Below are 23,566 nucleotides of genomic sequence, written 5' to 3' on the forward strand. Positions count from 1 at the left end.
GGTTTTAACAAGGCTTCTGTAACGATTAGAAACGATATGAACGATTTGCCTATACCATTTTTAAAACGACTACATTGAAAGGCCGCCACTAAGCAGCATGACAACTTTCTAGAAACGCCATTAAATGATTAACCGGCATGGCTTTATTGCATAAGTAACCCTGCCCGTAATTGCACCCCAAACCCGTAAGAATATCGAGCTGTTCTTGCGTTTCAATGCCTTCTGCAACCGTAGGCAACCCTAGACTTTTGGCCATTTGGGTGATGGTGCTTAAAATGGCCATGTCAGCATGACTGTTGGTCCAGTTACTAATAAACGATCGGTCAATTTTAATCTCATCAATGGTCAGTGTTTTTAAATACTGCAAAGATGAATAACCGGTGCCAAAATCATCTAATGAAATTTTAATGCCTTTTTCGCGTAAATAATTAATTTTGTCTTTAACGGCCGCAAGATTATTAATTAATTTTGATTCTATAATTTCTAATGTTAAAAGGATATGTCGTGTAAATCTTTAAAAAAATCACTAAAGTCAATCTGCTCTAAACTCATAATAGACAAATTAACCGATATGTTTTTTGGGGCAATTCCTAACGCTTCAAGGGCTGTAAAGTCTTTTAAAGCGCGGCGTAAAACGTATTTATCCACCTCTAAAATCTGACCGGTCGACTCGGCTACTTTAATAATAAGTTCTGGATTAACAAACCCTTGTTGTGGATGTTGCCAGCGTAATAAAGCTTCGATACCAGATATTTTTTTACACCCGGCATCAATAAAAAACTGGGGTTGATAATATACTTCTAATTGGCCAAGCTCTAATGCGCTAAACAATCCTTGGCCAATAATAAATTTTTCAGTTGTTGACTCAAGCAAGGTGTCTTCATAAAAACTCCAACTGCCACGTTTATAACGTTTGGCATTGTGCATGGCCACATTGGCTCTTTTAATAAACGTTTCTGAACTATCTTCCCATCCACCCGCTAATACATCAAGGTGGTTACATACATCAAGGCCATAACACGCACTGGTTTTAAAGGTTTGACCGTTAACAATTATGGGCTGGGCTAATTGTTGCTGAAGATGTGCGACTTTTTCAGTTAATGCATGACGGTTTGCAACGTTAGGCACAAACAAAACAAATTCATCACTGCCCAACGCAAAGAGTAGCTCTGAATCACTAATATTTGAATGTAGTCTAAGGGCAATGGCTCTTAACAAACTGTCCCCGATACTGTGGCCAAAAATGTCATTAACACTTTTAAATCCATCCATATCAAAACAGACCAACCCATGTAAGCAACCTGGCTTGGCATTTTTTGCTCGCTGATTAAGGGTTTTTAATAAAACAGTACGGTTGGGTAATCCGGTAATTAAGTCAGTGTCGATCATTTGTAATGCAAAATCGTTAGATAATTTTTCATTGGTAACGTCCCAACAACAACCCACTAAAAAAGCACGTTCGTTGGCATAAAACACCTCTCCAAAGGTTTTATAGTATCTAACGCCTTTGATAGGGTGTTGTTGACTAAACGCCAACTCAAACGTATTTTCTTGCAAGCAAGTCTCTATTGCCAACTTTAACGATATAGTTTCGGTAATAACGGACTGCCAATCGTCTATGTCATGCGTTAATCGTTGAGAAAAAACGCCAAAGTTTTGAATCATCGCAGTATCAAGCTCAAGAGTTTGGTCGGTGTAATCGTATACAAACGTACCCACACCGGCCATTGAGCCCATCATTTTAAGCTTAATAGCTCCAAAGTCTAACAGTTCATCAAAGGCCAAGCTCATCCAACATTACCTGTTTTTTTACTTATAAAATTCGCATTATCATAGCCAGATAATAGTTCAAATTCAATAGTTTATTTAAATAATTCTTTTTGTTCGTATTTTATAAGAGGAAAAAATGGTCTAAAAAGGATGGGTATTTGGTGTTGTGTATCAAAGCCGTGTGGCTTTGCGGCCTATGTGAAATTAAGCCAAATTTGAGGTTAACCAGGCCTGGTATGTTGCTTAGTCTTTTTAAACTACTTAAAATTTTCAATAAAACCGGGCAACAACAGGCCTTGTGCGTCTACTACAATTAAGTTTAAGTTTTTAAGTTTGGCTAAATCGCGTGATTGAGTTTTTTCGGTGAGTTTGGCGTACAGGGCGTTGTACCACGGTTGTTTTTTTAACTGTGCCAAGCTTAAACCTGCGCCATTGTGCAATACGGCGTTAACAATGGCGTATTGTCGGGGACGAATCACTTTATCGTCTTGTAAGTTTTTAAGTTTGGCCTCAAACAACACAATGTGAATTAATCGATTAACGCGATCGTGCAAGTGGTTAATGGTTTCTAATAAGCCGTCTAAAAAAAATGCAACAAATTCATGATTGGCAAATTCGTGTTTTTTATCGGCGGCTTTGCGGCACGCGTTAAACAGCGCAAAGTAGTGGTGAATGTGTTTTAAGTAAAAGTTGGCCTGCGCAAACGGCGCATAACGAAAGCCGTCGGCGTATAAAATTCCCGCTTCTAACACGCGGCCAACCCGGCCGTTACCGTCCCAAAAAGGGTGAATCAGTTCAAAATAGAGATGCACCAACGGCGCACGAATTAACGCTGGCAAACCGGCTTGGGCTAATTGTTGATTCCAGTTTAATAAGCCTTCGAGCAAGAGCTTAATGTCTTTACCCAGTTGTGGTGGTTTGTAAACCCCGCCGTGTTCGGAGTTGCCTACCTGAGTTAAGGTGCCTTTTGGATTGTCTCTTAGTACACCTGGGGCAGAGTGCTCATGGTCGGTTGGTAGGCCGTTGTAAACCTGTTGGTGAATGCGCAGCACGTCGTTTAAAGTGGGTTGCCAATGGGGTTGCGAGGCAATTTGACGGACAAAATCGTAGGCATTTTTAATGTTAATAACGCGTTTTTGTTGAGTGGTCTGAACGTCTTTGGGCGACAACGCCAAAGCGTGTTCGGTTTCATTTTCGGACAGTTCGCCGCCTTCAATGGTGTTGGTGCCAAACACCGAGCTTACCACCACCTCTTTTTCAAGATTGTTGGCTACGGTGGCCAGAGGCGAGCTTTGAAAACGGTTTTGGGCGTCAACGATGCGCTGTAAGGTAATTTGAAGCTGAGCATGGTTTAAGCCAAGTTGAAAGGTGAAGATACCCGAACACGTTGTGGTAACGCGTTGGTTTAAAGAGGTGTAATCGGTATAGTCATCCATTAATTTTTCCAAAATGTTTGTAAAAATGTCCGCCAAAATGTCTTCTTCATAAAGCATTTTTTTGTTTATTATTCAATACTTTATATTTTTAAACTTTATTAAATGTCTTTAAAAATGTCCGTTTAAAAACTACCAGGCCTGGTCATTCAACGTGACTTAAAGTTAATGCGCCTCATCCCAGTTTTTTCCCTGGCCGATTTCGACAATCAGCGGTACGTTTAGGGTTAAGGCCGATTCCATAAGTTCTTTAATGTGCGGTTTTACCGCGTCTACTTGGTGTTCGGCCACTTCAAACACCAATTCATCGTGTACTTGCATGAGCATGGTGATGTCAAATTCTGCGCGATTCAGCCAAGGTTCAATTTGAATCATCGCCAATTTAATAATGTCGGCGGCGGTGCCTTGCATGGGCGCGTTAATGGCGGTGCGTTCGGCGTACTGTCTTAGCTGACCGTTGCGCGCGTTAATGTCGGGTAAATACAGGCGGCGACCCATTAGAGTTTCAACATAGCCTACACTTTTGGCGGCCGATTTGGTGTTTTCCATGTACGCCAATACGCCGGGGTAACGGGCAAAATACAAATCAATATACTCTTGCGCCAAGCCGCGCGATACGCCTAATTGATTGGCTAAACCAAACGCCGACATGCCGTAAATTAACCCAAAGTTAACCGCTTTGGCACTGCGACGTTGTTCGGTGGTGACTGCGTCTAAGGGAACACCAAAAATTTCGGCGGCGGTGGCGCGGTGAATGTCTTGGGCGTGTGAAAACGCATTGACCAGGCCTGGGTCGTTTGACAAGTGCGCCATAATGCGCAGTTCAATTTGCGAATAATCGGCGGCGACCAGCACATAACCAGGCCTGGCAATAAACGCTTGGCGTATGCGTCGCCCTTCGGCCGAGCGAATGGGGATGTTTTGTAGGTTGGGTTCGGTGGACGAGAGCCGTCCAGTGGACGTGACCGCTTGTTGATAGCTGGTATGAACGCGCCCCGTATTGGGGTCAATTTGTTTGGGCAGTGAGTCAGTGTAGGTTGATTTAAGTTTGGCCAAACTGCGGTATTCTAAAATAAGGGTGGGCATTTCATGGCCGCGCTCGGCCAGTTCGGCCAGCACGGGTTCGGCGGTAGACGCTTGACCTTTGGGGGTTTTTTTAAGAATGGGCAGTTGCAGGTTTTCAAACAAAATCACTTGCAGTTGTTTGGACGAGTTTAAATTAAACACCTGGCCGGCAATCAGGTGCGCTTGTTGTTCTAATTGGGTCAGTTTGTGGCTGAGCTCAACGCTTTGTTTGGCCAGCATGTCGGTGTCCAGCAACACGCCGTTGCGTTCCATGTGCGCCAAAATGGGCATTAATGGCATTTCAATGTCGCTAAACACGCTTTGTAAGCTGGGTTGTGCGCTTAATTGTGGCCAAAGTGTTTGATGTAGGCGCAAGGTAATGTCGGCGTCTTCGGCGGCGTAGGCGGCGGCTGTGGCGATGTCAATCTGATTAAACGTGACTTGTTTAACGCCTTTACCAGCGATTTCGTCAAAATGAATAGTGCGATGGTTTAAATATTTTAGCGCCAAATCGTCCATGTTGTGCCGTGTGGCGACGCTGTTTAGGCAATACGATTCAAGCATGGTGTCAAAGCGCATGCCTTGTAAATCAATGCCATGGTTTTGCAAAACATGCCAGTCGTATTTAAGATTTTGACCGCATTTGGCGTGCGCTGGGCTTTCTAAAATGGGTTTTAGGGCGTTTAACACTTCGGTTAAGTCTAATTGGGGTGGGGCATCGGGGTAATCGTGCGCCAGGGGAATATAGCAGGCCTGGTTACCGTCTTGCGTGGGGTGTTTAACCGCCAAACAAATGCCAACAATCTTGGCCTGCAAGGTGTTAAGCGAGGTGGTTTCGGTGTCCAGGGCAAACAGGTCGGCGGCGCGAATGCGCTCTAACCAGACCGCCAGTTGTGCGGCGCTTAATATGGTTTCGTAAGGTTCGGTGCGTTCGGCGGCGTGGGTGGGTTGAGAAGCGTGCAAGGGTTGAGAGGGCAGAGAAGCATACTCAGCAGACAAGGCGGGTAACGCCCCAGCGGATTTTTTTTGCACCGTTTGGCTGTGGGCTTTTACGCCATTGTTTTTGGTAAATGGCGCATGGCCGGCCAATACCTGGTTGAGCCAGGTTTTTAAATCGTATTGCGCAAACAGCTCGGCCAAGCGCGTCATGTTGGGCGGTTGGCGGGTAATGTCGTGCAAATGCACGGGCAAATCGCAATCGGTTTTAATGGTGGTCAGTTGGCGCGATAACGCTAATTGGTCTAAATTATTGCGTAAATTTTCGCCAATTTTTCCGCCAATCATCGAGGCGTTTTCAACCAAGCGGTCAATGTTTTGAAACGAGTTAAGCCATTTGGCGGCGGTTTTAGGCCCGCAATTGGGAATGCCTGGAATGTTGTCTGAGGTGTCGCCCACCAGAGCTAAATAGTCAATAATTTGATTGGGGCGCACGCCGTATTTTTGCAACACCGATTCGGGCGTGGCCAAGGTGTCGTTCATGGTGTTAATGAGCGTAATGTGCTCGTTAACCAGTTGCGCCATGTCTTTGTCGCCGGTTGAAATTAAGGTGTCGTGCTGCGCCAAAGTGGCCTGATGCGCCAGCGTGCCCATCACATCGTCGGCTTCTACGCCGTCTATAATTAGCAGTGGCAACCCCAAGGCTTGCACAATTTGATGAATCGGCTCAATTTGACTGCGCAGTTCGTCGGGCATGGGCGGGCGGTGCGCTTTGTAGTCGGCGTACAGGTCGTGTCTAAAGTTTTTGCCTTTCGCGTCAAACACCACCGCCATTTTTTCAGGCTGATACTGCTCTAACAATTTACCCAACATATTAATGACCCCAAAAATTGCCCCAGTGGCTTGCCCTTGGCTATTGGTCAGCGGCGGCATAGCGTGAAACGCTCTAAACAGATACGACGAGCCATCCACCAAAATAAAAGGGCTGTTGGGGTTGGTAATAAGGTGTAAATTGGAATCCGTCATTTGTTGGCCTGTTATGGTAAAATTTGTGGCTTTATTTTACTCAAAAACCCACCGACTATTTCACCCCATTTAAGAGACTTTACGCTATGTCAGTCTATACTGTTGTTGATGAAACCCAATTAATCGCCTTTTTAAGCGATTACACCGTGGGCACGTTGCATTCGTTTGAAGGCATTAGCGCAGGCATTGAAAACACCAATTACTTTGTTAACACCCAAAAAGACGGCCAAATACAGCGTTTTGTGTTGACCATTTTTGAGCACCACAGCTTTGCCGAACTGCCCTATTTTTTAGACATTATGGCGTTTATGGCCGAGCATCAAATCCCGACCGCGCACCCAATTGCCAATCAACAAGGCGAGTATTTGCAAGCGCTGTATGGTAAACCGGCCGCTTTGGTAGAACGGTTGCAGGGTCAGGGCGTTGAACAACCGTCGGTGGTGCAGTGTGGCGTGATGGGCGAGCAGTTGGCGCGGTTTCACAACGCTGGGCAAGGCTATCAAGCCCAGCGCCACAACGACCGAGATTTAGAGTGGATGGACGCAACGTTTGAGCTGATTACGCCGTTTTTACCGCAAGACGAGGTGGAATTGATTGCCACCGAATTGGCATTTCAGGCCGATATTTGTTGGGAGACCTTGCCTCAAGGCGTGATTCACGCCGATCTGTTTTGCGATAACGCATTATTTGATGGAGACCAATTGTCGGGCATTATTGATCTGTATTACGCCTGCAACGCGGCGCTGTTGTACGACTTGGCGGTGATGGTCAACGACTGGTGTCGAATCAATTCATCCAATCCGGCCGACATTGAATTTGATGAGCAAAAACAGACGCACATGCTTAACGCGTACCAAGCTCAACGCTCACTCAGTCCGGCAGAGCACCAGGCCTGGTCGGCCGCATTGCGCATGGCGGCGTTGCGCTTTTTCTTGTCACGCTTAAAAGACAAACACATGCCGCGCGAAGGTGAGATGACGCAAATAAAAGACCCTAATGTGTTTAAAGCGGTGTTGTTATTGCGTCGTCAAGGGTCGGCGGTTTAATCGCTTACACCGTATTTACGCGATTTGCCACACCAACAGCCGATTGTTTTGCGGCATGGCGTGGTCTTGGCAAAGCGTTAAGCCAGCGTGCTGCGCTAATTGGTTGCACCATTCAAAGTCTTTAATGCCGCTGTGCGGATTGCGCTCTTTTAACCATGCGTCAAACGCGGCGTTGCTGGGGCTGGTAAATTGGTTGTGTTGGTTAAACGGCCCGTAAATAAGCACTTTGGCTTTTGGGCTTAAAGCCAATGGCAGGTGTTTAAAAAACTGCTCTACCGCGTGGTGGTCCATAATGTGAAAACTGTTGGCGCTGTACACGGCATCAAAACGGCCGCTTGGCCAAGGGGTTTGCGTTACGTCTAAGACCAATGGTGGTTTTACATTGGGTAAATTGGCGTGCATTAACCACTGTTTAATTCCAGCGTGATGAGCGATTAAATCAGATGTTTGCCAGGTAAGATGCGGTAAATGTTGCGCAAAATACACGGCATGCTGTCCTGTTCCCGAACCAATTTCTAACACCGATTGTGCCTGCGTCAGCAGGGGTGCAATGTGCTCTAAAATAACCTGTTTGTTTTCATCGCACGATGCACTGTACGGTTTTTGCTGGGTCATACGGTTGCATTCTCACATTAAAATCGAGTCGGATTGTTGAGTTGGATCATAGCTTCATTGAGTTTTTGTTTTAAATAATGGCCGTAAAAATCGTACGCACCCGAAAACAGCGGAGTGGTTAAAAACTCGCCTTGCGCATCTAAAAACACCATGGCCGGCAAACTGGTCACGTTAAACAAGGTTTGGTATTCGGCGTTGGGCAGGGGTTGAGCGTAAAAATCGATTATCTCACCTGGGGTGTTCACCTCAAGTTCTCTAAAAATAACCTTATCATCAAACTCACCGCTGGCCAGCAGCGGGTAAATGGCTTGCTCTTTTAACGCCAAACCCGATTTAACCCCTTTGTGTACCAATAACACGGCAATGGGTAAATTATGAGTTTTGGCACTGCGCGCGTCGGCGTAAAAGTTGCTGGCCAAAGGCATGTCGGTGGCCGCATTAACCGCCAGAAACGGCCACAACAGCATACTAAAAAACAAACTGTTTGCGGCTAATTTAGCCTTTTTAATCAACATGGTAAGACCCTTTAAAGCACGATAATAATCTTTAATTTAAGTTGACCAGGCCTGGTCAACTTAAGGCAACTTAAGTTTGCTTATTGGCCTTTATTAAACGCCACAATGGCCATTAGTTCGGCGTATTGTTGTGGGGTTAAGATGGCTTTTAACCCAAATACGCATTCTATGGTGAGTTGCATGCGTTTTTTGTCTATTTCACCCAGTTCGTCAATCAGCTTTAAACTGGTGGCTTGCTGGCCGTCTTTGCCCAGGGTTTCTTCTTGCAGTTGGGTTTTTAGGTTGTGGTATTGGGCGTTAATGTATTCAACTTGCGAAAAATTGGTGCGCGCAATTTGGCGCACTTGGGTGATTTGTTCTGGCGTTAACTCAAGGGTGTCTAAATTATCGATGACCACGGGCATTAACACCGCCACGGGTGAGGATGGTTTAAAGTCTTGAGCCGCTTGAGCATGGGCTAAGTTGGACTGCAGAGCCAAGCTACTTAGAAGGGTGACGCTCAATAGGCAAGTCTTTAGTTTTCTGATGCGTACAAGGGAATTTAACATGGCGGTTCTCCTAGTTTTGTTTTGCAACACGAATCGTTAACGGGTAAAAGTTTTGTTAAGTATGACTTAATTTAAGTCCGATAATGCCGGCAATAATTAATAACACGCTGATGATTCGTCCGGCGGAAATGGGTTCGGCCAGCATAATGATACCAAAAATGACTGTACCCACCGCGCCCACACCCACCCAAATGGCGTAAGCGGTGCTGGCCGGCAGGCTTTTCATGGCAAGGCTGAGCAGCCACACGCTTAACACCATAGCCACCAGCGTTCCCAGGGTCGGCCAAAGCCGCGTAAAGCCTTCGGTGTATTTTAAGCCCACCGCCCAAACCACTTCAAACAGACCCGCTAAGATTAAAATAGCCCAAGCCATCGCTTAACCCGCCGTGCCAAACAGTAAACCCACATAAGTGGTTAAGCCCATCGCCAAACTTCCCCACACAAACATTCTTAACGCCCCTTTGCCCATTGGCGCACCACCGGTTTTGGCGGCCAATGCCCCCAAAGCGGCCAGCAATACCAGCGAACTGGCGGCAATGATGATGCCTAAGTTTTGCATGGGCAAAATCGCCACCAAGCCCACAGGAACCGATGCCCCAGCCACAAACGATGCCGCCGACGCCAACGCCGCTTGCAACGGTTTAGCGCTGTGGGTTTCGGTTAAGCCCAGCTCGTCACGGGCGTGTGCGCCAAGGGCGTCGTGTTGCATCAGTTCGATGGCGACTTGTTGTGCAGTCGCGGGGCTGACGCCGCGTTGTTGGTAAATTAAGGCTAATTCGGCCGTTTCGGTTTCCCAGTCGTCTTCTAACGCCTTTTTTTCAATGGCCAAATCGGCTTTTTCGGTGTCGGATTGCGAGCTGACCGACACGTATTCGCCTGCCGCCATAGACAGTGCACCGGCCACCAATGCCGCCACCGCCACCAGCAAAACGTGCTCTTTAGACGCGCCAGCGGCCAGCACGCCCACCAACAAACTCACCACCGAAATAATGCCGTCGTTGGCGCCTAATACGGCCGCACGCAACCAACCCATGCGGTGGCTAAAGTGGGCGGTGGTTAGGTGTTGGTCGTGCATTTCTGGGGTGTAATGGGGCATAACGTACTCCAAAATAGATTGTTTATAATTGACCAGGCCTGGCAGGCCTGGTTAAAGTCCTGTGCTCTGGCATCTAAACCAACCGGCGACGCTGGTTCTGGGTTGTTGGGTGGGCAAGACTTCGTGTGGAATTTGTTCGCTCATAAATAAAACTAACGTGCCCATTTGCGGCGTCACAGTGGCCAATGTTTGAGTGGAATCTTCATTGTAAATCACTAACTCACCGCCCCAGTTAGCTTGCCAATCGGGATTTAAATAGAGCACGGTGGTGACCATGCGGTTGGCACGGCCTCTAAAACTGTCTAGATGTTTTTTATAAAAATCACCGCTGTTGTAGAGCGCAAAATGACTTTCGTATTGGTTTAGCCCCAAATAAAGCGCGCGGTTTAAGGTGGTTTGCAGCTCATGCATATAAGCCAAATAGTCTTGTTGCGCGGGGCTGGTTTGGTCAAGCCATTTAATGTGATCGCGCCGAATGGTTTGATTAATGTGATGCTCGCCACCGCGACCAATCCCGGCGCGTTGCAGTTCGCCTTGCGCTTCAAGCTGAGCCACTTCGTCCAGCAACGCCAAGCATAAGGCATCGGGCAGCGCGTTAGGCCAGACAAACCAACCGTGCTCTACCAACGCGTCCAACATTGCGTCTAAGACGGGTTGCGTGGCGTGATGTAGGGTTTGATTAGACAAAGCGTTTAAAGACATGACAGGGCACTCGTGCAAAGGTCTTTGATTATGCCGTTAAGCGGGCGACTAATCAAATAGTCTTAAGGATTATTGTTAACCAGGCCTGGTGAATTAAAATCACGCATAAATTGGGTCATGTGTTTGGCATTAATGGGGCGTGAATAAAAATAGCCTTGAATGTTGTTGCAGCCGTTTTGCAGTAAAAAATCGCGTTGTTGTGCGGTTTCTACGCCTTCGGCAATCAGTTTAAGTCCCAAACTGGTGGCCATCGCAATAATGGCTTTGGTGATGGCGGCGTCGTCCTCGTCTTGGGGCAAATCGCGCACAAACGACTGGTCTATTTTAAGTTTGGTGACCGGTAAGCGTTTTAAATACGCTAGGGACGAATACCCAGTACCAAAATCGTCAATCGCTAAACTAATCCCCAGTTGGCGTATTTGATTAAGCTGTTCTATGGCGATATCCGGGTTTTTCATTAAGTCACTTTCGGTGACTTCAAGCTCTAGCCAATGGGCTTGGCATTGAGTTTCTGTAAGAGTTTTGGTTAAGCACTTCAAAAAATCAGTTTGTTCGGTTTGCTTGGCCGACAGGTTAAGCGACAATGTTCCTGGGTTAAATCCTTGCGCAACCCATTGAGCAAACTGTTGCATCGCCATGCGCATCACCAAACGGTCGAGCTCCACAATCACGCCGGTCGATTCGGCCAGTGGAATAAATTTGTTGGGAGGCACCAAACCCATAATGGGGTGTTGCCAACGCACCAACGCTTCCATGCCGGTAATGCAGTGGGTGAGCGCGTTGATTTGCGGCTGATAATAGACCACAAATTCTTGGTTTTTGATGGCTTGGCGCAAACTGGCTTGCATGGCGATGTGCTCAAACGCCAGTGTGGTCATATCGGCGGTGTAAAATTGAAAATTGTCACGGCCTTCATCTTTGGCGCGATACATGGCGGCGTCGGCGTATTTTAAAAGTTCTTCGGCCGTTTGTGCGTCTTTGGGGTAAATGCTAATGCCAATGCTACTGGACAAATACAATGAGTGTTCGTCAATTTGAAAAGGTTGCTTGGTGATGTCAAGAATTTTATTGGCCAAAATCGACGCGTCTTGTGGCTGATTAAGCTCTTGCACAATAATCGTAAATTCGTCCCCGCCTAAACGTGCCAAAGTGTCTTCTTCGCCCAGAGCACTTTTTAAGTTTGCAGCCACCATTTTGAGCACTTGGTCGCCAATGTCGTGACCTAACGAATCGTTAATTTGTTTAAATTGATCCAGGTCAATAAACAGCAAGGCAAATTGTTGGGCGTGGCGTTTAGACTTTTGAATAGTTTGTTGTAAACGATCTTGAAACAGTACCCGATTGGGTAAACCGGTTAGCGCATCGTAATGCGCTTGGTAACGTAAAAACTCTTTTTGTTGCAGCAACTGGTTTTCAATAAAGCGGCGCTCAGTAATGTCGTCGTACGTACCTAAGGTGCCAATAATTTGGTTTTGTTCATTTTGCAACGGCACTTTTGAGGTCAGTAAATAAATAGTCTGACCATTTGAAGTGGTCTGCTTTTCTTCAAACTGGAGTTTGGGGTGGCCGGTGTTGATTACCTTTTGGTCATCGTGTCGATAATATTGCGCGTTGGTGTCTGCCCAAGGCATGTCAAAGTCGGTTTTGCCAATAAGCTGGTTTTTGTCGGTGAGTTGCGCGTCTTGTAAAAATAAGTTGTTGGCGCCCAAGTAATGGCCGTTTAGGTCTTTCCAAAATATACGTGTGGGTACGGTGTTAATTATTTTTTCGAGCAAACCATTTTGCGCCATTAAACTGTTTTCGGCCGTTTTAAGCGCGGTGATGTCGGTGTTAAAAATAGCGTAGGCCATGTGGCCTTTGTAGTGAATTTTTTGCAAAGACGATTGCACAAAATAATCACTGCCATTTTTGCGCTTAAGACGACTTTGCAAGGTTATTTTTTGTGGTTTGGGGTGTTCAATCTCGGCGCGACATGCGGGTTTTTTAAGGGTCTTTTGCATATTGGAATCAATGTGCTCTAAGCTTAACGCCATCAACTCGTCGTATGTGTAACCTAAATTTTCTAACGCGGCCTGATTGGCGTAACGAAATTTTAAGTGTTCGGGATCAATAATAAAAATTTCTTTATGGGCAATTTCAATTAAATGTGCCAAGTCTAGGTTGTCTTGTTTTAAGGCCAGCAGGTCGGTAATGTCTATGGTCGTGCCCAAAATTTTTATAGGCAGTTGTTGTGCATCAAATAAAATTTGCGCCACCATTTCTAACATCCGTTTTTGACCATTTTTACGGATAATGGTGGCCATCACACGTTGCTTTTGGCCTGTTTTTTGCGCCTCTGTTAAGGCGTGTAACATGGCATCGCGCTCTATTTTGAACGAACGTTTTAGTACATAGTCCAGCGTAGGGGTAAAACAGGTGGGGTCTTCTTGATAAAAATCGTAAATTTCTTGCGACCACGTAAATTGATGCGTTACCAAGTCGAGTTCCCAACTGCCAATTTGGGCTATTTTTTGGGTTTCACGCAATTGTAAGGCGTTTTTTTGCAACTCTAAGTTACTTTTCATCAGCGCATTGGCGGTTTCTTGCAACACCAAAGCATTGTGTTCGGGGGCGGCAATTTCAACCAATACAATGGCATGGTAGTGTTTGGCAATGGGCGAATTTAAGTGTGAGGTAATTTGAAACCAGCGTGTTGTTTGGTCTTTGCACATTACCTTGGCCGGAAACGCCAATAAATGTGACTGCGTTTGCTGGGCTTTTTCTAAAGCATTAAACCATTCTGCTTTAACCATGGCTTGGTATATTGGATCGGGATAAGCTTTTTTAAACCAGGCCTGGTCGGTTGGAATATCTTCTACACAATACCCTAAAATGTTTTGAAACGCGGTATTCACAAAGACAATTTGATCCAATATCACCCCTTGGTCATTTATCATCGAACGATTTAACGTAACTGGATTGGGTAGGGCGTTTAGCAGCTCGAACCAATGCAAAATGTCATTCATATTTTGGGGGTGCTTAGAAAAAATGGTCAAGATACATTCCAGCGTAAAAGAGCTTAACGGTTAGAAAATTAGGATTTATTAGAATTATAAATAAAACCCCTCTGAGTGTTAGGGGTGAAGCCGTAAAATTGCGAAAATAGTTTTAATTTTGTCTGTGTGCCTTATTAAAAGAAGTTTTTCTTTAAAAAAATAAGTGTTTTAACTAATGGGTTTAGGGTGCGGGCAAGGTTAAAATGCGGGTCTATTTTAATCATCGTACAAGGCCAAATCGAGTGACGCATTTAACGCTATCGCAAACTGTTAGCCAAATTAACGCCGGTGACGTGGTGGCCTATCCTACCGAATCGGTGTTTGGTTTGGGGTGCGACCCGTTTAACGAGGCGGCCGTGCAAAAATTGTTTCACGTGAAACAACGCGAACACACCAAAGGGCTTATTTTAATTGCCGCTACCGTTGAGCAAATTGCGCCTTACGTGTTACTGCACAATCAGGCCTGGCAACAAGCGGTATTGGCCACTTGGCCAGGGCCGGTTACCTGGATTTTACCCACCAAAACCCATTTACCCAATTGGATTACCGGCGGACGCGACACCGTGGCCGTGCGCGTATCCAGCCACCCAACTGTACAAGCCTTATGTTTGGCCTGCGGTCACGCCCTTATTTCGACCAGTGCCAATCCCAGTGGACAGCCACCCGCCAAAAGCTGCGCGCAAGTTGAGGCGTACTTTCAAAATCAAATAAATTGCTTAGACGGCGCATTAGGCAATCTAAGCAAACCTACCCAAATCATCGACGCACAAACCGGCCATATTTTGCGTTAACCACCAGCCATCACTACTCTATCACCGCTCTACCAGGCCTGGTCACTACCATAAACACCACAAAAACAACTCGGTCATTGCGGGCTTGACCCGCAATCTATTGCCGTTACCGCGTTAGATGCCGTGTCGTAGCACGGCATGACGATTATCTTCCTTGCTAAACAAATTCACCAGGCCTGGTCACCGCAAAATTAAAGTTAGTTAGCATCACTTTTTAGCCTGTTCATACAGCGGTTGGACTTTTTGGGCGTACTTTTGTAAATCGTCTATGCGACTGCTGTGCGAGGGGTGGGTGCTTAAAAATTGCGGGGGTTGTTGGCCTCCAGATTGTTTGGCCATTTTTTGCCACAGTGTGACGGCGGCATAAGGGTCGTAGCCAGCGCGAGCGGCCAGTTCGATGCCAATGCGATCGGCTTCGACTTCGTGTTCACGGCTGTTGGGTAGGGTAACGGTCACGTTAAGCGCCATAGCGGCGGCGTCTAAAGTAGCGCCGCGCACGCCGGTAAACAGGCTTAAAGCGGTTAAACCAGCTTGCGATAATTGCGCGCGTGAGGCGCGTTCGCGGCCGTGTTCGCGTAGGGCGTGCGAAATTTCGTGCCCCATAATGGCGGCAATTTCAGCGTCGGTCAGTTGCAATTTGTCAATGATGCCGGTGTAAAACGCAATTTTGCCGCCAGGCATGCACCAAGCGTTAATCTGATCGGACTTTAACACATTCACTTCCCATGCCCATTTGGGTGCATCGGCTCTAAACACAGCGGTTTGCGGTATCAATCGATTGGCAATGGTTTGCACGCGTTTTAATACATTGGGGTCGGTGTTAAGGGTTTTTTGGCTTTGGCTTCTTTAATAATGGCGCTGTACGCGGCCGCACCACCCTTGGTCATTTCGGCTTCGGACACCAATAAAAGCTGTTGGCGATCAACGCCCACCTCGCCTTGTTTGGTGCTGGTGGTGGTGCATGCTATAAGACTTAAAGAGAATAGCCCAATCAGCAGGGCGCGACTGTGTTTCATAGTGGTTACCGTTTGTTGTGTAGTGTGGGTTGTGTGCCGTGAGTGTTTATTGACCAAATACTTTTTAAGCAGTTCTGTGCCTTGTTTTAATGGGTCTTTGCGAATGCTGGCCTCTTCTTGCCCAAGGTAATAAAACAGTCCGTTTAAGCTTTGGTCGAGCACGTGGTTTTGCAAATCGTTTTTAACATCGGGTACAAAGGGCACCGATTTGTAACTGGCAATGGCTTTGTCGTAGGTGTTGAGTGCGCCCACCTGGCTTAACGATTGCGCCACAATAGGGGTCATTTGCGTTTTAAGTTTGGCGGCGGTTTTAGACCTTAAATATTGGGTGGCCGAATCGTTCGCCCCGCTGTAAATTTGTTTTACGTCGTCAAAGTTCATCTGTTTAATGGCGTCAATAAACAACGCTTTGGCCTGCGGTGCGGCGGCCTCAGCCGCGCGGTTAATTTTAAGTTCTAGGTCGTCTAGGGTGCCGCCCATGCCAATTTGTTTTAAGGTAGATTGCACCGTTTTTAAACTGCCCGGTAACGCAATGTGTACTTTTGGGTCTTTATTAAACCCATCGGGAGCGCCCAGTTTTTTAACCACCACGTCAGAACCCTGCGTTAATGCCTGCTTAAACGCCGTTTGCAAGTCGCTGTTAGAAACATTGTTTGGGGTGTTTTTAGGGGTGTTGGCGTTGGATGGTGCGCTAGGTAAGGTCTGAATTTGCTTGAGCGCCTCAGCACCTTGTTGCAACCAATCGGCCTGCGCTGGTGCGTTTAGGATGACTAACGTACTTAAAACCGTTACGGTGGTTAACAGCGTTTTTTGAGTGCAAAATGTCATGGTCGTGCCCAACTGTAAAGTCATTAAAACCCCATTGTAGCCTATTTAAAAACTAAGCAAAAAGCCCTTTTGCAGTTTGACCAGGCCTGGTTAATATAAGAACTCTTCATGTAAGCGCAATATAAGCACATGCAAAAACGCGCAATACCGTCTAAAATGTTGGCCATACTCTTTGGCCTTATAAGGAAGTCACTATGTCGCTTAGCGCATCTCACATTGAAGCGGTTAAAACCTATTTGTTAAGTCTACAAGACGATATTTGCGCGCAGTTGGCGGCAGAAGATGGCTCGATGGAATTTATTATTGACCAATGGGAGCGTCAGGGCGAAGAGGGGGTCATGGGCTTGACCGGCGGAGGGCGCACGCGGGTGATGGAAAACGCCACGGTGATTGAAAAAGGCGGGGTCAACTTTTCGCATGTGCGCGGCAAAAGTTTACCGCCTTCGGCTACGGCGCATCGTCCTGAACTGGCGGGGCGTTCGTTTCATGCATTGGGGGTGTCGTTGGTGATTCATCCACGCAACCCTTACGCGCCCACATCACATGCCAATGTGCGCCTGTTTGTGGCCGAAAAACCCGGTGAAGAAGCCGTTTGGTGGTTTGGCGGCGGCTTTGATTTAACCCCTTATTATTTAGACGAAACGGACGCGGTGCATTGGCATCAAATGTCTAAAAACGCCTGCGAGCCGTTTGGTGAGGCCATTTACCCACAATACAAAAAATGGTGTGACGAGTATTTTTATTTAAAACACCGCCAAGAAACCCGTGGCGTGGGCGGGCTGTTTTTTGACGACTTAAATCAGAGTACCTTTGGTTGGGATTTTGAGCGTTGCTTTGCCTTTATGCGCTCGGTGGGCGACCACTTTATTCGCGCCTATCGCCCCATTTTAGCGCGCCAAAAAGACCAGCCTTATGGCGAGCGGCAGCGCGATTTTCAGTTGTATCGTCGTGGCCGTTACGCCGAATTTAACCTGGCGTTTGACCGTGGCACCATTTTTGGTCTGCAAACCGGCGGTCGTACCGAATCGATATTAATGTCCATGCCGCCGTTGGTGACCTGGAAATACAACTATCAACCTCAGCCTGGCAGTGAAGAGGCGCGTTTGTACGACTACTTAAGCCCCAGAGAGTGGTTGGCCGAGTCTTTATGAGTCAATATTCATTAAGCCATGATTTGAATGCCATAAATGATGCCATTGAAGCCAGCATTCGGGTTGATAAATGGCTGTGGGCAGCGCGGTTTTTTAAAACTCGTGGCTTGGCGTTAGACGCCCTTAAAGGTGGAAAAGTTGAGTTAAACGGCCACAAACCCAAGCCCAGTAAAACCTTGAAAGTGGGTGATAAGCTCAAAGTAACCCAGTTGCATCGTAAGGTAGAGATTACCGTGCTGAGCGTGAGCCAACAACGCGGCTCGGCTGAGCAGGCTTTGCTAATGTACACCTTACACAGCGAGGTGTTAAGCCAGCGCAAACCCACCGCTGACATGGCGCTGGTGGGCTACCGCGAAAAAGGCGCTGGCCGACCAACCAAGCGTGATCGTCGGAAAATTCAAAAGTTTTCCGAATTTTAATTTGCTGGTTTAGTCCAACTTTATTGGTCAACTAAATTATTTTATGCATAATACCTGCTGGATATAAATTGTGTTTAATTACGTAAAGGATAGTTAAAAAATGAAAAAATTAGCGTTAGCAAGCGTGTTAGGATTGGCCGGTTTAAGTTCATTTGCCGTTCAGGCATCGGGTGCACAAGGTGTGGGTGTGGCGGTTAATTACGGTTTAATTTCGGGTCCGGCGTTAGAAGTAAGCTATCCAATCAGCGATGTTTTGCAAGTGCGCGGTGCATTGTCGGCCGGTATGGGCTTGTCAGAAAGCACCAGCGATACCGACATTAACTACGATGTAGAAGCCGACGGCGGCATTCACCGTTTAAGCATGGACTACCACCCTTTTGCCGGCAGTTTCTTTTTATCAGCGGGTTATGCGTTTAATGATTTTAAATTGAAAGCCAACGGACGTGGTACGGGCAGTGTTGATGTAGGTGATGAAACTTATGATAATGCTGACCTTAATTTAAAAGGTCAAATTGAGTGGGATAGCGCGCCGATGTTGTCTTTAGGTTTTGGCCACAGTCCAGAAGCCGGTTGGGGTGCCATGATTGAAGTCGGTGCTATCTTTACGGGTTCACCAGACGCATCTTTAGACGGAACGGGTACTTATGATAATGGTACTGTTGACGTTTCAACAGATCCTTCGTTTCAACAAGCCCTACGCGACGAAGAAGCTAAATTACAAAACGACGTGGGAGATTTTGACTTTTTACCGATTTTACAAGCGGGTGTTACGTACCGTTTTTAAGAGCGTGTTTGTAAGACCGTGGTTTAGCGTTGCATAACATTACACAACATTTTGTAACGTAATCGTTGTGGTGTGAGCCAAACGGTCGTCATTGCCGGCTTGACCCGCAATCTACCGCCAATTTAGCCGCATACTGTCTAAGCCACAATTAAAACAAACCCACAAAAAAACCCGCGTTAAGACAATCTTAACGCGGGTTTTTTGCTTTTAAATCACTTAAAACCATTTAAATCGCCCTTGCAACAAGGGCGTTTAAATTTATTGCAATTTACTGCGCGGCCATAGCAGCGCGTTTTTTGGCGATTAGGTTTTGAATGATAGGAGTCATCATCAAATCCATGGCTTGTACCATGTACTGGCCATTGCACACTAAGGTGTCAGGACGCTGTAAAAAAGCACCTGGAATTTGTGCTTTAATGGCTTCCATGTCCACATCTTGGTGACGCACGTGGCAGATGATTAAGGAATCTTCTGGCGCAGGCCCCATTGGTGCATCAGCCGACATGGTTGAAAACGGATCAGAGGTGTCAATTAACGGCACACGGTGAAAGTTAATGTGGGTACGGTGAAACTGCGGCACGATGGTTTCAATGTAGTCGGGCATACGCTCTAAAATGGTGTCGCGTACTTGCTGAACCGAATAAGGACGTTCTGCTGTATCGCGGTAGATTTTTTGCATCCATTCAATGTTGATAGACGGTGCTACGCCAATGCCTAAATCAACGTATTGTGCTACGTTGTGCATGCCTTCGGCTGGACCGTGATCCATACGTTTGGCCATGCCGTGCAAGCCTTCGTAAAATAATACGTCGGTGTCTTCTGGAATCGATTCCCAAGGGGTAAATTCGCCCGATGCAAAGTTGGTTCCGCCCAAACGTGCGTTGTGCTCAACCGCTTCTTCGTCGCTGTGAATGTAGTAACGACGCTTGCCTGTGGCGCTTTCTTTGTACTCTTTAAACAACGCTTCTAGTTGACCAAATTCGTTTGCCGCTTCTGAAAAGTGGGTTAACACTGGGCCACAATTGGCTTTAGATTCAGCCACTTTTACTTTCATTTCGGCACGGCTGTATTTGTGGTAGCTGTCGCCTTCAACGATGGCCACATTTAGGTTTTCGCGAGTAAAGATTTTTTCGACGGCACGTTTAACAAAAGACGTTCCGGCACCTGAGGAACCGGTAACGGTTACGATTGGGTGTTGTACAGACATAAACACTCTCCTAATAAATGAAATGACCAGGCCTGGTCATCGTAAAGTTAATAAAATTATTATCAAACGGTTCTTATACATAGTATTACAAATAAATTACGGGTAGCGCACACTTTAAACGTCCAGGTTTTCGACCTGTAACGCGTTGTTTTCAATAAATTTACGTCGTGGTTCTACTTCATCGCCCATTAAGGTGGTAAACACTTGGTCGGCCACCATCGCGTCACGTACGGTCACTTGCAGTAAACGGCGCGCTTCGGCGTTCATGGTGGTTTCCCAAAGTTGCTCTGGGTTCATCTCCCCCAAACCTTTGTAGCGTTGAATGTTTTGGCCGCGCTTGGCTTCGTTAAACAACCAGTCAATGGCCTCTTTAAAGGTGCTAATAGACTGCTTTTTATCGCCACGTTGAATAAACGCGCTGTCGCTTAACAAGCCCTGCAACGACTCGCCCAAGGCGACAATTTGCAAATAGTCTTTGGACAAAAAGAAATCCCAATCAAATACTTGCGAGCTTAACGTGCCGTGTTCGCGCTGTTGCAGTCTAATTTGAAACTTGGCTTCACCGTCTAAATCGGGCGAAGGTTCAGCGTTTAATTGGTATTCAACCTTGTGTAATTCGCCGTTGGCTTTAAGCTGTGGCAACACCAAGTTAACCCATTGTTGGGTGGCATCAAAGTCGTTTAACACCGCTTTGGTAACTGGGGCTACGTCGACCATCATGTTTAATAACACAGGATTGTAGCGACGGCTTAAGCGGTCAATAACGCGTTTGGTTTTAAAATACGCTTTAGACAGGTTTTCGAGTCCCAAACCGGTAATGGCCGGACCTTCGGCTGCTACCGACAGCATGGCGGTGTCTATGGCGCTTTGCAATAGATACGATTCAAGCTCGGCATCGTCTTTTAAATAGGTTTCTTGCTTACCGCGTTTTACTTTGTACAGCGGCGGTTGGGCAATGTAAATGTAGCCTTTTTCGACCAACTCGGGGTATTGACGGTAAAAGAAGGTTAACAGCAGGGTGCGGATGTGCGAACCATCCACGTCGGCATCCGTCATGATAATAATGCGGTGGTAGCGCAGTTTGGCAATATTGTATTCGTCCGCGCCAATGCCGCAGCCCAGTGCCGTTATTAACGTACCCACTTCGGCCGACGACAACATTTTGTCAAAACGGGCTTTTTCGACGTTTAAAATTTTGCCTTTAAGCGGCAAAATAGCTTGGGTACGACGGTCACGACCTTGTTTGGCCGAGCCACCGGCCGAGTCACCCTCCACCAAGTACAGTTCGGACAAGGCGGGGTCTTTTTCTTGGCAATCGGCGAGTTTTCCAGGCAAACCAGCAATGTCCAACGCGCCTTTACGACGAGTCATTTCACGAGCTTTACGCGCCGCTTCACGCGCACGCGCGGCATCGACAATTTTGGCAAATACGGCGTGGGCTTCTTTGGGGTGTTCTAAAAGATATTCGGCCAGTTTTTCGTTCATGGCGGTTTCAACCGCGGTTTTTACCTCGGACGACACCAGTTTGTCTTTGGTTTGTGACGAAAATTTAGGGTCGGGAACTTTAACTGAAATAACCGCCGCCAAGCCTTCGCGGGCGTCGTCGCCCGAGACGTTAATTTTGTATTTTTTGGTTAAACCTTCGGCTTCGGCGTAGCTGTTAAGCGTACGGGTTAACGCCGCTCTAAAGCCCGACAAATGTGTGCCGCCATCGCGTTGTGGAATGTTGTTGGTAAAGCAAAATATCGATTCTTGATACGCTTCAGACCATTGCATGGCCACTTCGACCACAATGTCGTCTTTTACGGTAGAAAAGTAAAAGGCTTTTTCATTAATGGGGGTTTTGTTGGTGTTAATGTAGTCAACAAATGCCTTAATACCGCCTTCAAACTCAAAGATTTCTTGGCGACCATCGCGCTTGTCGTTAAGCTCGATGTGCACGCCCGAGTTTAAAAACGACAGTTCACGCAAGCGTTTTAGCAGATAGTCGAAGCTAAAATCGGTCACATTGGTGAAGGTTTGTTTACTGGGTAAAAAACGAATTTCGGTACCGGTATCGTTACTTTCGGCCACCGCTTTAAGCGGCGCGTCGGGCACGCCGTGGCGATAGGTTTGTTTCCAAACATGACCTTCACGTTTAATGGTTAAATGCAGTTCTTCGGACAGCGCATTGACCACCGACACGCCCACACCGTGCAAACCACCCGAGACTTTGTACGAGTTATCGTCAAATTTTCCGCCAGCGTGCAAAATGGTCATAATGACTTCGGCGGCCGAAATACCTTCTTCTTCGTGAATGCCGACCGGAATCCCACGACCGTTATCGCTGACCGACACCGAGCCGTCGGTGTGAATGGTGACCACAACTTTATCGCAATGCCCTGCCAACGCTTCATCGATGCCGTTATCGACCACTTCAAACACCATGTGGTGCAGACCCGAGCCATCATCGGTGTCACCAATGTACATTCCAGGACGTTTACGGACGGCATCAAGGCCTTTTAAAACCTTAATGGAGGAGGAATCGTATTGCGTTTCTTCAGACATAAACTCGATTTCTTTTAAGGAGGTGGCGCTCACGTAGTTTACACAGTACACACTGCTATGGCGCGACACTCAGGTTGTTTATAAGCTGTTTTAACAGGTCGTTTTAGATTTGTTTTAAGATTTTTAAAGCGTCTTAAAGCGCGTGTTTGAACCGCACAGCAAGCCCAAAAATAAGCCGCTAATTCTATCATAATTGTGTATTAATTGCATGGGGTTCGTGGTTTGGCTGTTTGTATTTAAAATCAATAAGTTACTAAAAAATGATGCGCCAAAGCCTGTTCAGCATAAGGCTGTTTGGCGTATAAAGCTGTCCGTATTGTAAAAGGGAAAAAGTCAGCGCTCATGTTTTCTTCTAAAAAGCCAGTCTAATCCGTTACAACACCTTGTATTACGTGCTCTATATAGCCGATAAAATTTAGAGTTGTTTTGCGTTAAGTTTGCACCGATTACGTTTGAAAAAATAAGGTTTGTTGTTTTACATCAAAGGGTTAATTTTAAGGCGGGTTATTCTGTTAATAGCCAAGCAATTGGCGTTTTTTTAACCTAAGGAGTTTTATTATGAGCCTATTTTTAAGTAAATTTGAACCGTTTAAAGAGTTAAAAGCACTAGAGCGTCGTATTGAAGACAAGTGGCCATCGTTAATGGCGTTTGAGGCCAATCTAGCGGGTTTTACTCCCAGCGTAAACACGCGAGAAGGTGAGTACGCGTACCACATAGAGGTGGATTTACCCGGTGTGAATAAAGACGATATTAAAGTTGAGGTTAAAGACAATCGCATGTCTATTACCGGTGAGCGTAAAACCCATGAAGAAGTCAACAAAGACGATTATTATCGAGTAGAAAGCAGTTACGGTCGCTTTGAACGTAGCTTTACCTTGCCCGATGGAGTGGACGTAGAAAACGTCAAAGCCAACAGTAAAAACGGCGTATTAGAAGTGGTTATACCTAAAGTAAAAGGCAAAGAAAATGCCAGCAAAAAAATTAAGGTAGATTAGATTAAGCTAAATGTACCTTTATTATTGAGTCTATTTTTAA

21 protein-coding genes are annotated in these 23,566 nt (G+C 46.4%); 6 read left to right on the top strand and 15 right to left on the bottom strand.

The features are described from left to right. Positions 1–88: 88 nt before the first annotated feature. From EP181_RS12570 to polA, 4 genes are all read right to left on the bottom strand, one after another. The gene (locus tag EP181_RS12570; RefSeq protein WP_127469860.1) at positions 89–499 is read right to left on the bottom strand and encodes an EAL domain-containing protein; all 411 of its coding nucleotides are present in this window, start codon (positions 497–499) and stop codon (positions 89–91) included. Beyond that, positions 490–1,791: a diguanylate cyclase domain-containing protein gene (locus tag EP181_RS12575; RefSeq protein WP_127469862.1), complete on the bottom strand. Its 1,302-nt coding sequence runs from the start codon at positions 1,789–1,791 to the stop codon at positions 490–492. The genes EP181_RS12570 and EP181_RS12575 overlap by 10 nt, the downstream gene beginning before the upstream one ends. 236 nt (positions 1,792–2,027) lie before the next feature. After that, positions 2,028–3,206 carry a Fic family protein gene (locus EP181_RS00220; RefSeq protein WP_127469863.1) on the bottom strand — a complete coding sequence of 393 codons (1,179 nt, stop codon included), beginning with the start codon at positions 3,204–3,206 and terminating at the stop codon, positions 2,028–2,030. A gap of 162 nt (positions 3,207–3,368) precedes the next feature. After that, entirely contained in the window at positions 3,369–6,230 is a 2,862-nt protein-coding gene (polA, locus tag EP181_RS00225) for a DNA polymerase I (RefSeq protein ID WP_127469864.1), read from the bottom strand. 86 nt (positions 6,231–6,316) lie between these two features. Here polA and EP181_RS00230 point away from each other — a divergent pair, with 86 nt between their 5' ends. Further along, positions 6,317–7,276, top strand: coding sequence for a homoserine kinase (locus EP181_RS00230; protein ID WP_127469866.1), 960 nt, complete (start codon positions 6,317–6,319; stop codon positions 7,274–7,276). A gap of 15 nt (positions 7,277–7,291) precedes the next feature. Here EP181_RS00230 and EP181_RS00235 read toward each other — a convergent pair whose 3' ends face one another. The 7 genes from EP181_RS00235 to EP181_RS00265 all read right to left on the bottom strand — a co-directional run bounded on the left by EP181_RS00235 (position 7,292) and on the right by EP181_RS00265 (position 13,787). Then, positions 7,292–7,891, bottom strand: coding sequence for a DUF938 domain-containing protein (locus EP181_RS00235; protein WP_127469867.1), 600 nt, complete (start codon positions 7,889–7,891; stop codon positions 7,292–7,294). Between the two features lie 17 nt (positions 7,892–7,908). After that, positions 7,909–8,406: a hypothetical protein gene (locus EP181_RS00240; RefSeq protein WP_127469870.1), complete on the bottom strand. Its 498-nt coding sequence runs from the start codon at positions 8,404–8,406 to the stop codon at positions 7,909–7,911. Positions 8,407–8,486: 80 nt separating this feature from the next. Further along, positions 8,487–8,954, bottom strand: a complete 468-nt coding sequence (locus EP181_RS00245; RefSeq protein WP_127469872.1) for a hypothetical protein — start codon at positions 8,952–8,954, stop codon at positions 8,487–8,489. Between the two features lie 55 nt (positions 8,955–9,009). Continuing rightward, positions 9,010–9,327: a quaternary ammonium compound efflux SMR transporter SugE gene (sugE, locus tag EP181_RS00250; protein WP_127469873.1), complete on the bottom strand. Its 318-nt coding sequence runs from the start codon at positions 9,325–9,327 to the stop codon at positions 9,010–9,012. Positions 9,328–9,330: 3 nt separating this feature from the next. Further along, entirely contained in the window at positions 9,331–10,050 is a 720-nt protein-coding gene (locus EP181_RS00255; RefSeq protein WP_127469875.1) for a VIT1/CCC1 transporter family protein, read from the bottom strand. 51 nt (positions 10,051–10,101) lie between these two features. After that, on the bottom strand, positions 10,102–10,752 hold the full coding sequence (locus EP181_RS00260) for a 2OG-Fe(II) oxygenase (protein ID WP_127469876.1): 651 nt from the start codon (positions 10,750–10,752) through the stop codon (positions 10,102–10,104). Positions 10,753–10,814: 62 nt separating this feature from the next. Next, the gene (locus EP181_RS00265; RefSeq protein WP_127469878.1) at positions 10,815–13,787 is read right to left on the bottom strand and encodes a sensor domain-containing protein; all 2,973 of its coding nucleotides are present in this window, start codon (positions 13,785–13,787) and stop codon (positions 10,815–10,817) included. 242 nt (positions 13,788–14,029) lie between these two features. On the opposite strand from EP181_RS00265, the gene tsaC reads away from it, so the two are divergent. After that, the gene (gene tsaC, locus EP181_RS00270) at positions 14,030–14,578 is read left to right on the top strand and encodes an L-threonylcarbamoyladenylate synthase type 1 TsaC (protein WP_197723378.1); all 549 of its coding nucleotides are present in this window, start codon (positions 14,030–14,032) and stop codon (positions 14,576–14,578) included. Positions 14,579–14,785: 207 nt separating this feature from the next. Here the strand turns inward: tsaC and EP181_RS00275 are convergent, their stop codons facing one another. Next, positions 14,786–15,373: a M48 family metallopeptidase gene (locus EP181_RS00275; RefSeq protein ID WP_232023445.1), complete on the bottom strand. Its 588-nt coding sequence runs from the start codon at positions 15,371–15,373 to the stop codon at positions 14,786–14,788. Positions 15,374–15,378: 5 nt separating this feature from the next. Further along, positions 15,379–16,446, bottom strand: coding sequence for a DUF4197 domain-containing protein (locus EP181_RS00280; RefSeq protein WP_232023446.1), 1,068 nt, complete (start codon positions 16,444–16,446; stop codon positions 15,379–15,381). 170 nt (positions 16,447–16,616) lie between these two features. Between EP181_RS00280 and hemF the strand changes: the two genes are divergently transcribed. The 3 genes from hemF to EP181_RS00295 all read left to right on the top strand — a co-directional run bounded on the left by hemF (position 16,617) and on the right by EP181_RS00295 (position 18,776). Further along, complete coding sequence (gene hemF, locus EP181_RS00285; protein WP_127469882.1) at positions 16,617–17,573, top strand: oxygen-dependent coproporphyrinogen oxidase; 957 nt, start codon at positions 16,617–16,619, stop codon at positions 17,571–17,573. Then, complete coding sequence (locus EP181_RS00290; protein ID WP_127469884.1) at positions 17,570–17,992, top strand: RNA-binding S4 domain-containing protein; 423 nt, start codon at positions 17,570–17,572, stop codon at positions 17,990–17,992. Before hemF ends, EP181_RS00290 begins: the two co-directional genes overlap by 4 nt. 100 nt (positions 17,993–18,092) lie before the next feature. Then, on the top strand, positions 18,093–18,776 hold the full coding sequence (locus tag EP181_RS00295; RefSeq protein WP_127469886.1) for a hypothetical protein: 684 nt from the start codon (positions 18,093–18,095) through the stop codon (positions 18,774–18,776). A 268-nt stretch (positions 18,777–19,044) separates the two neighbouring features. Here EP181_RS00295 and EP181_RS00300 read toward each other — a convergent pair whose 3' ends face one another. Then, entirely contained in the window at positions 19,045–19,983 is a 939-nt protein-coding gene (locus EP181_RS00300) for a phosphoribulokinase (RefSeq protein WP_127469887.1), read from the bottom strand. A gap of 114 nt (positions 19,984–20,097) precedes the next feature. Further along, the gene (gene gyrB / locus EP181_RS00305; RefSeq protein ID WP_127469888.1) at positions 20,098–22,530 is read right to left on the bottom strand and encodes a DNA topoisomerase (ATP-hydrolyzing) subunit B; all 2,433 of its coding nucleotides are present in this window, start codon (positions 22,528–22,530) and stop codon (positions 20,098–20,100) included. A gap of 558 nt (positions 22,531–23,088) precedes the next feature. Between gyrB and EP181_RS00310 the strand changes: the two genes are divergently transcribed. Further along, positions 23,089–23,526 (top strand): Hsp20/alpha crystallin family protein, encoded by a 438-nt coding sequence (locus EP181_RS00310; protein WP_127469889.1) that lies wholly within the window; start codon positions 23,089–23,091, stop codon positions 23,524–23,526. The last annotated feature ends 40 nt before the right edge of the window (positions 23,527–23,566 follow it).

The organism is Thiomicrorhabdus aquaedulcis (assembly GCF_004001325.1).
Classification (GTDB): domain Bacteria; phylum Pseudomonadota; class Gammaproteobacteria; order Thiomicrospirales; family Thiomicrospiraceae; genus Thiomicrorhabdus; species Thiomicrorhabdus aquaedulcis.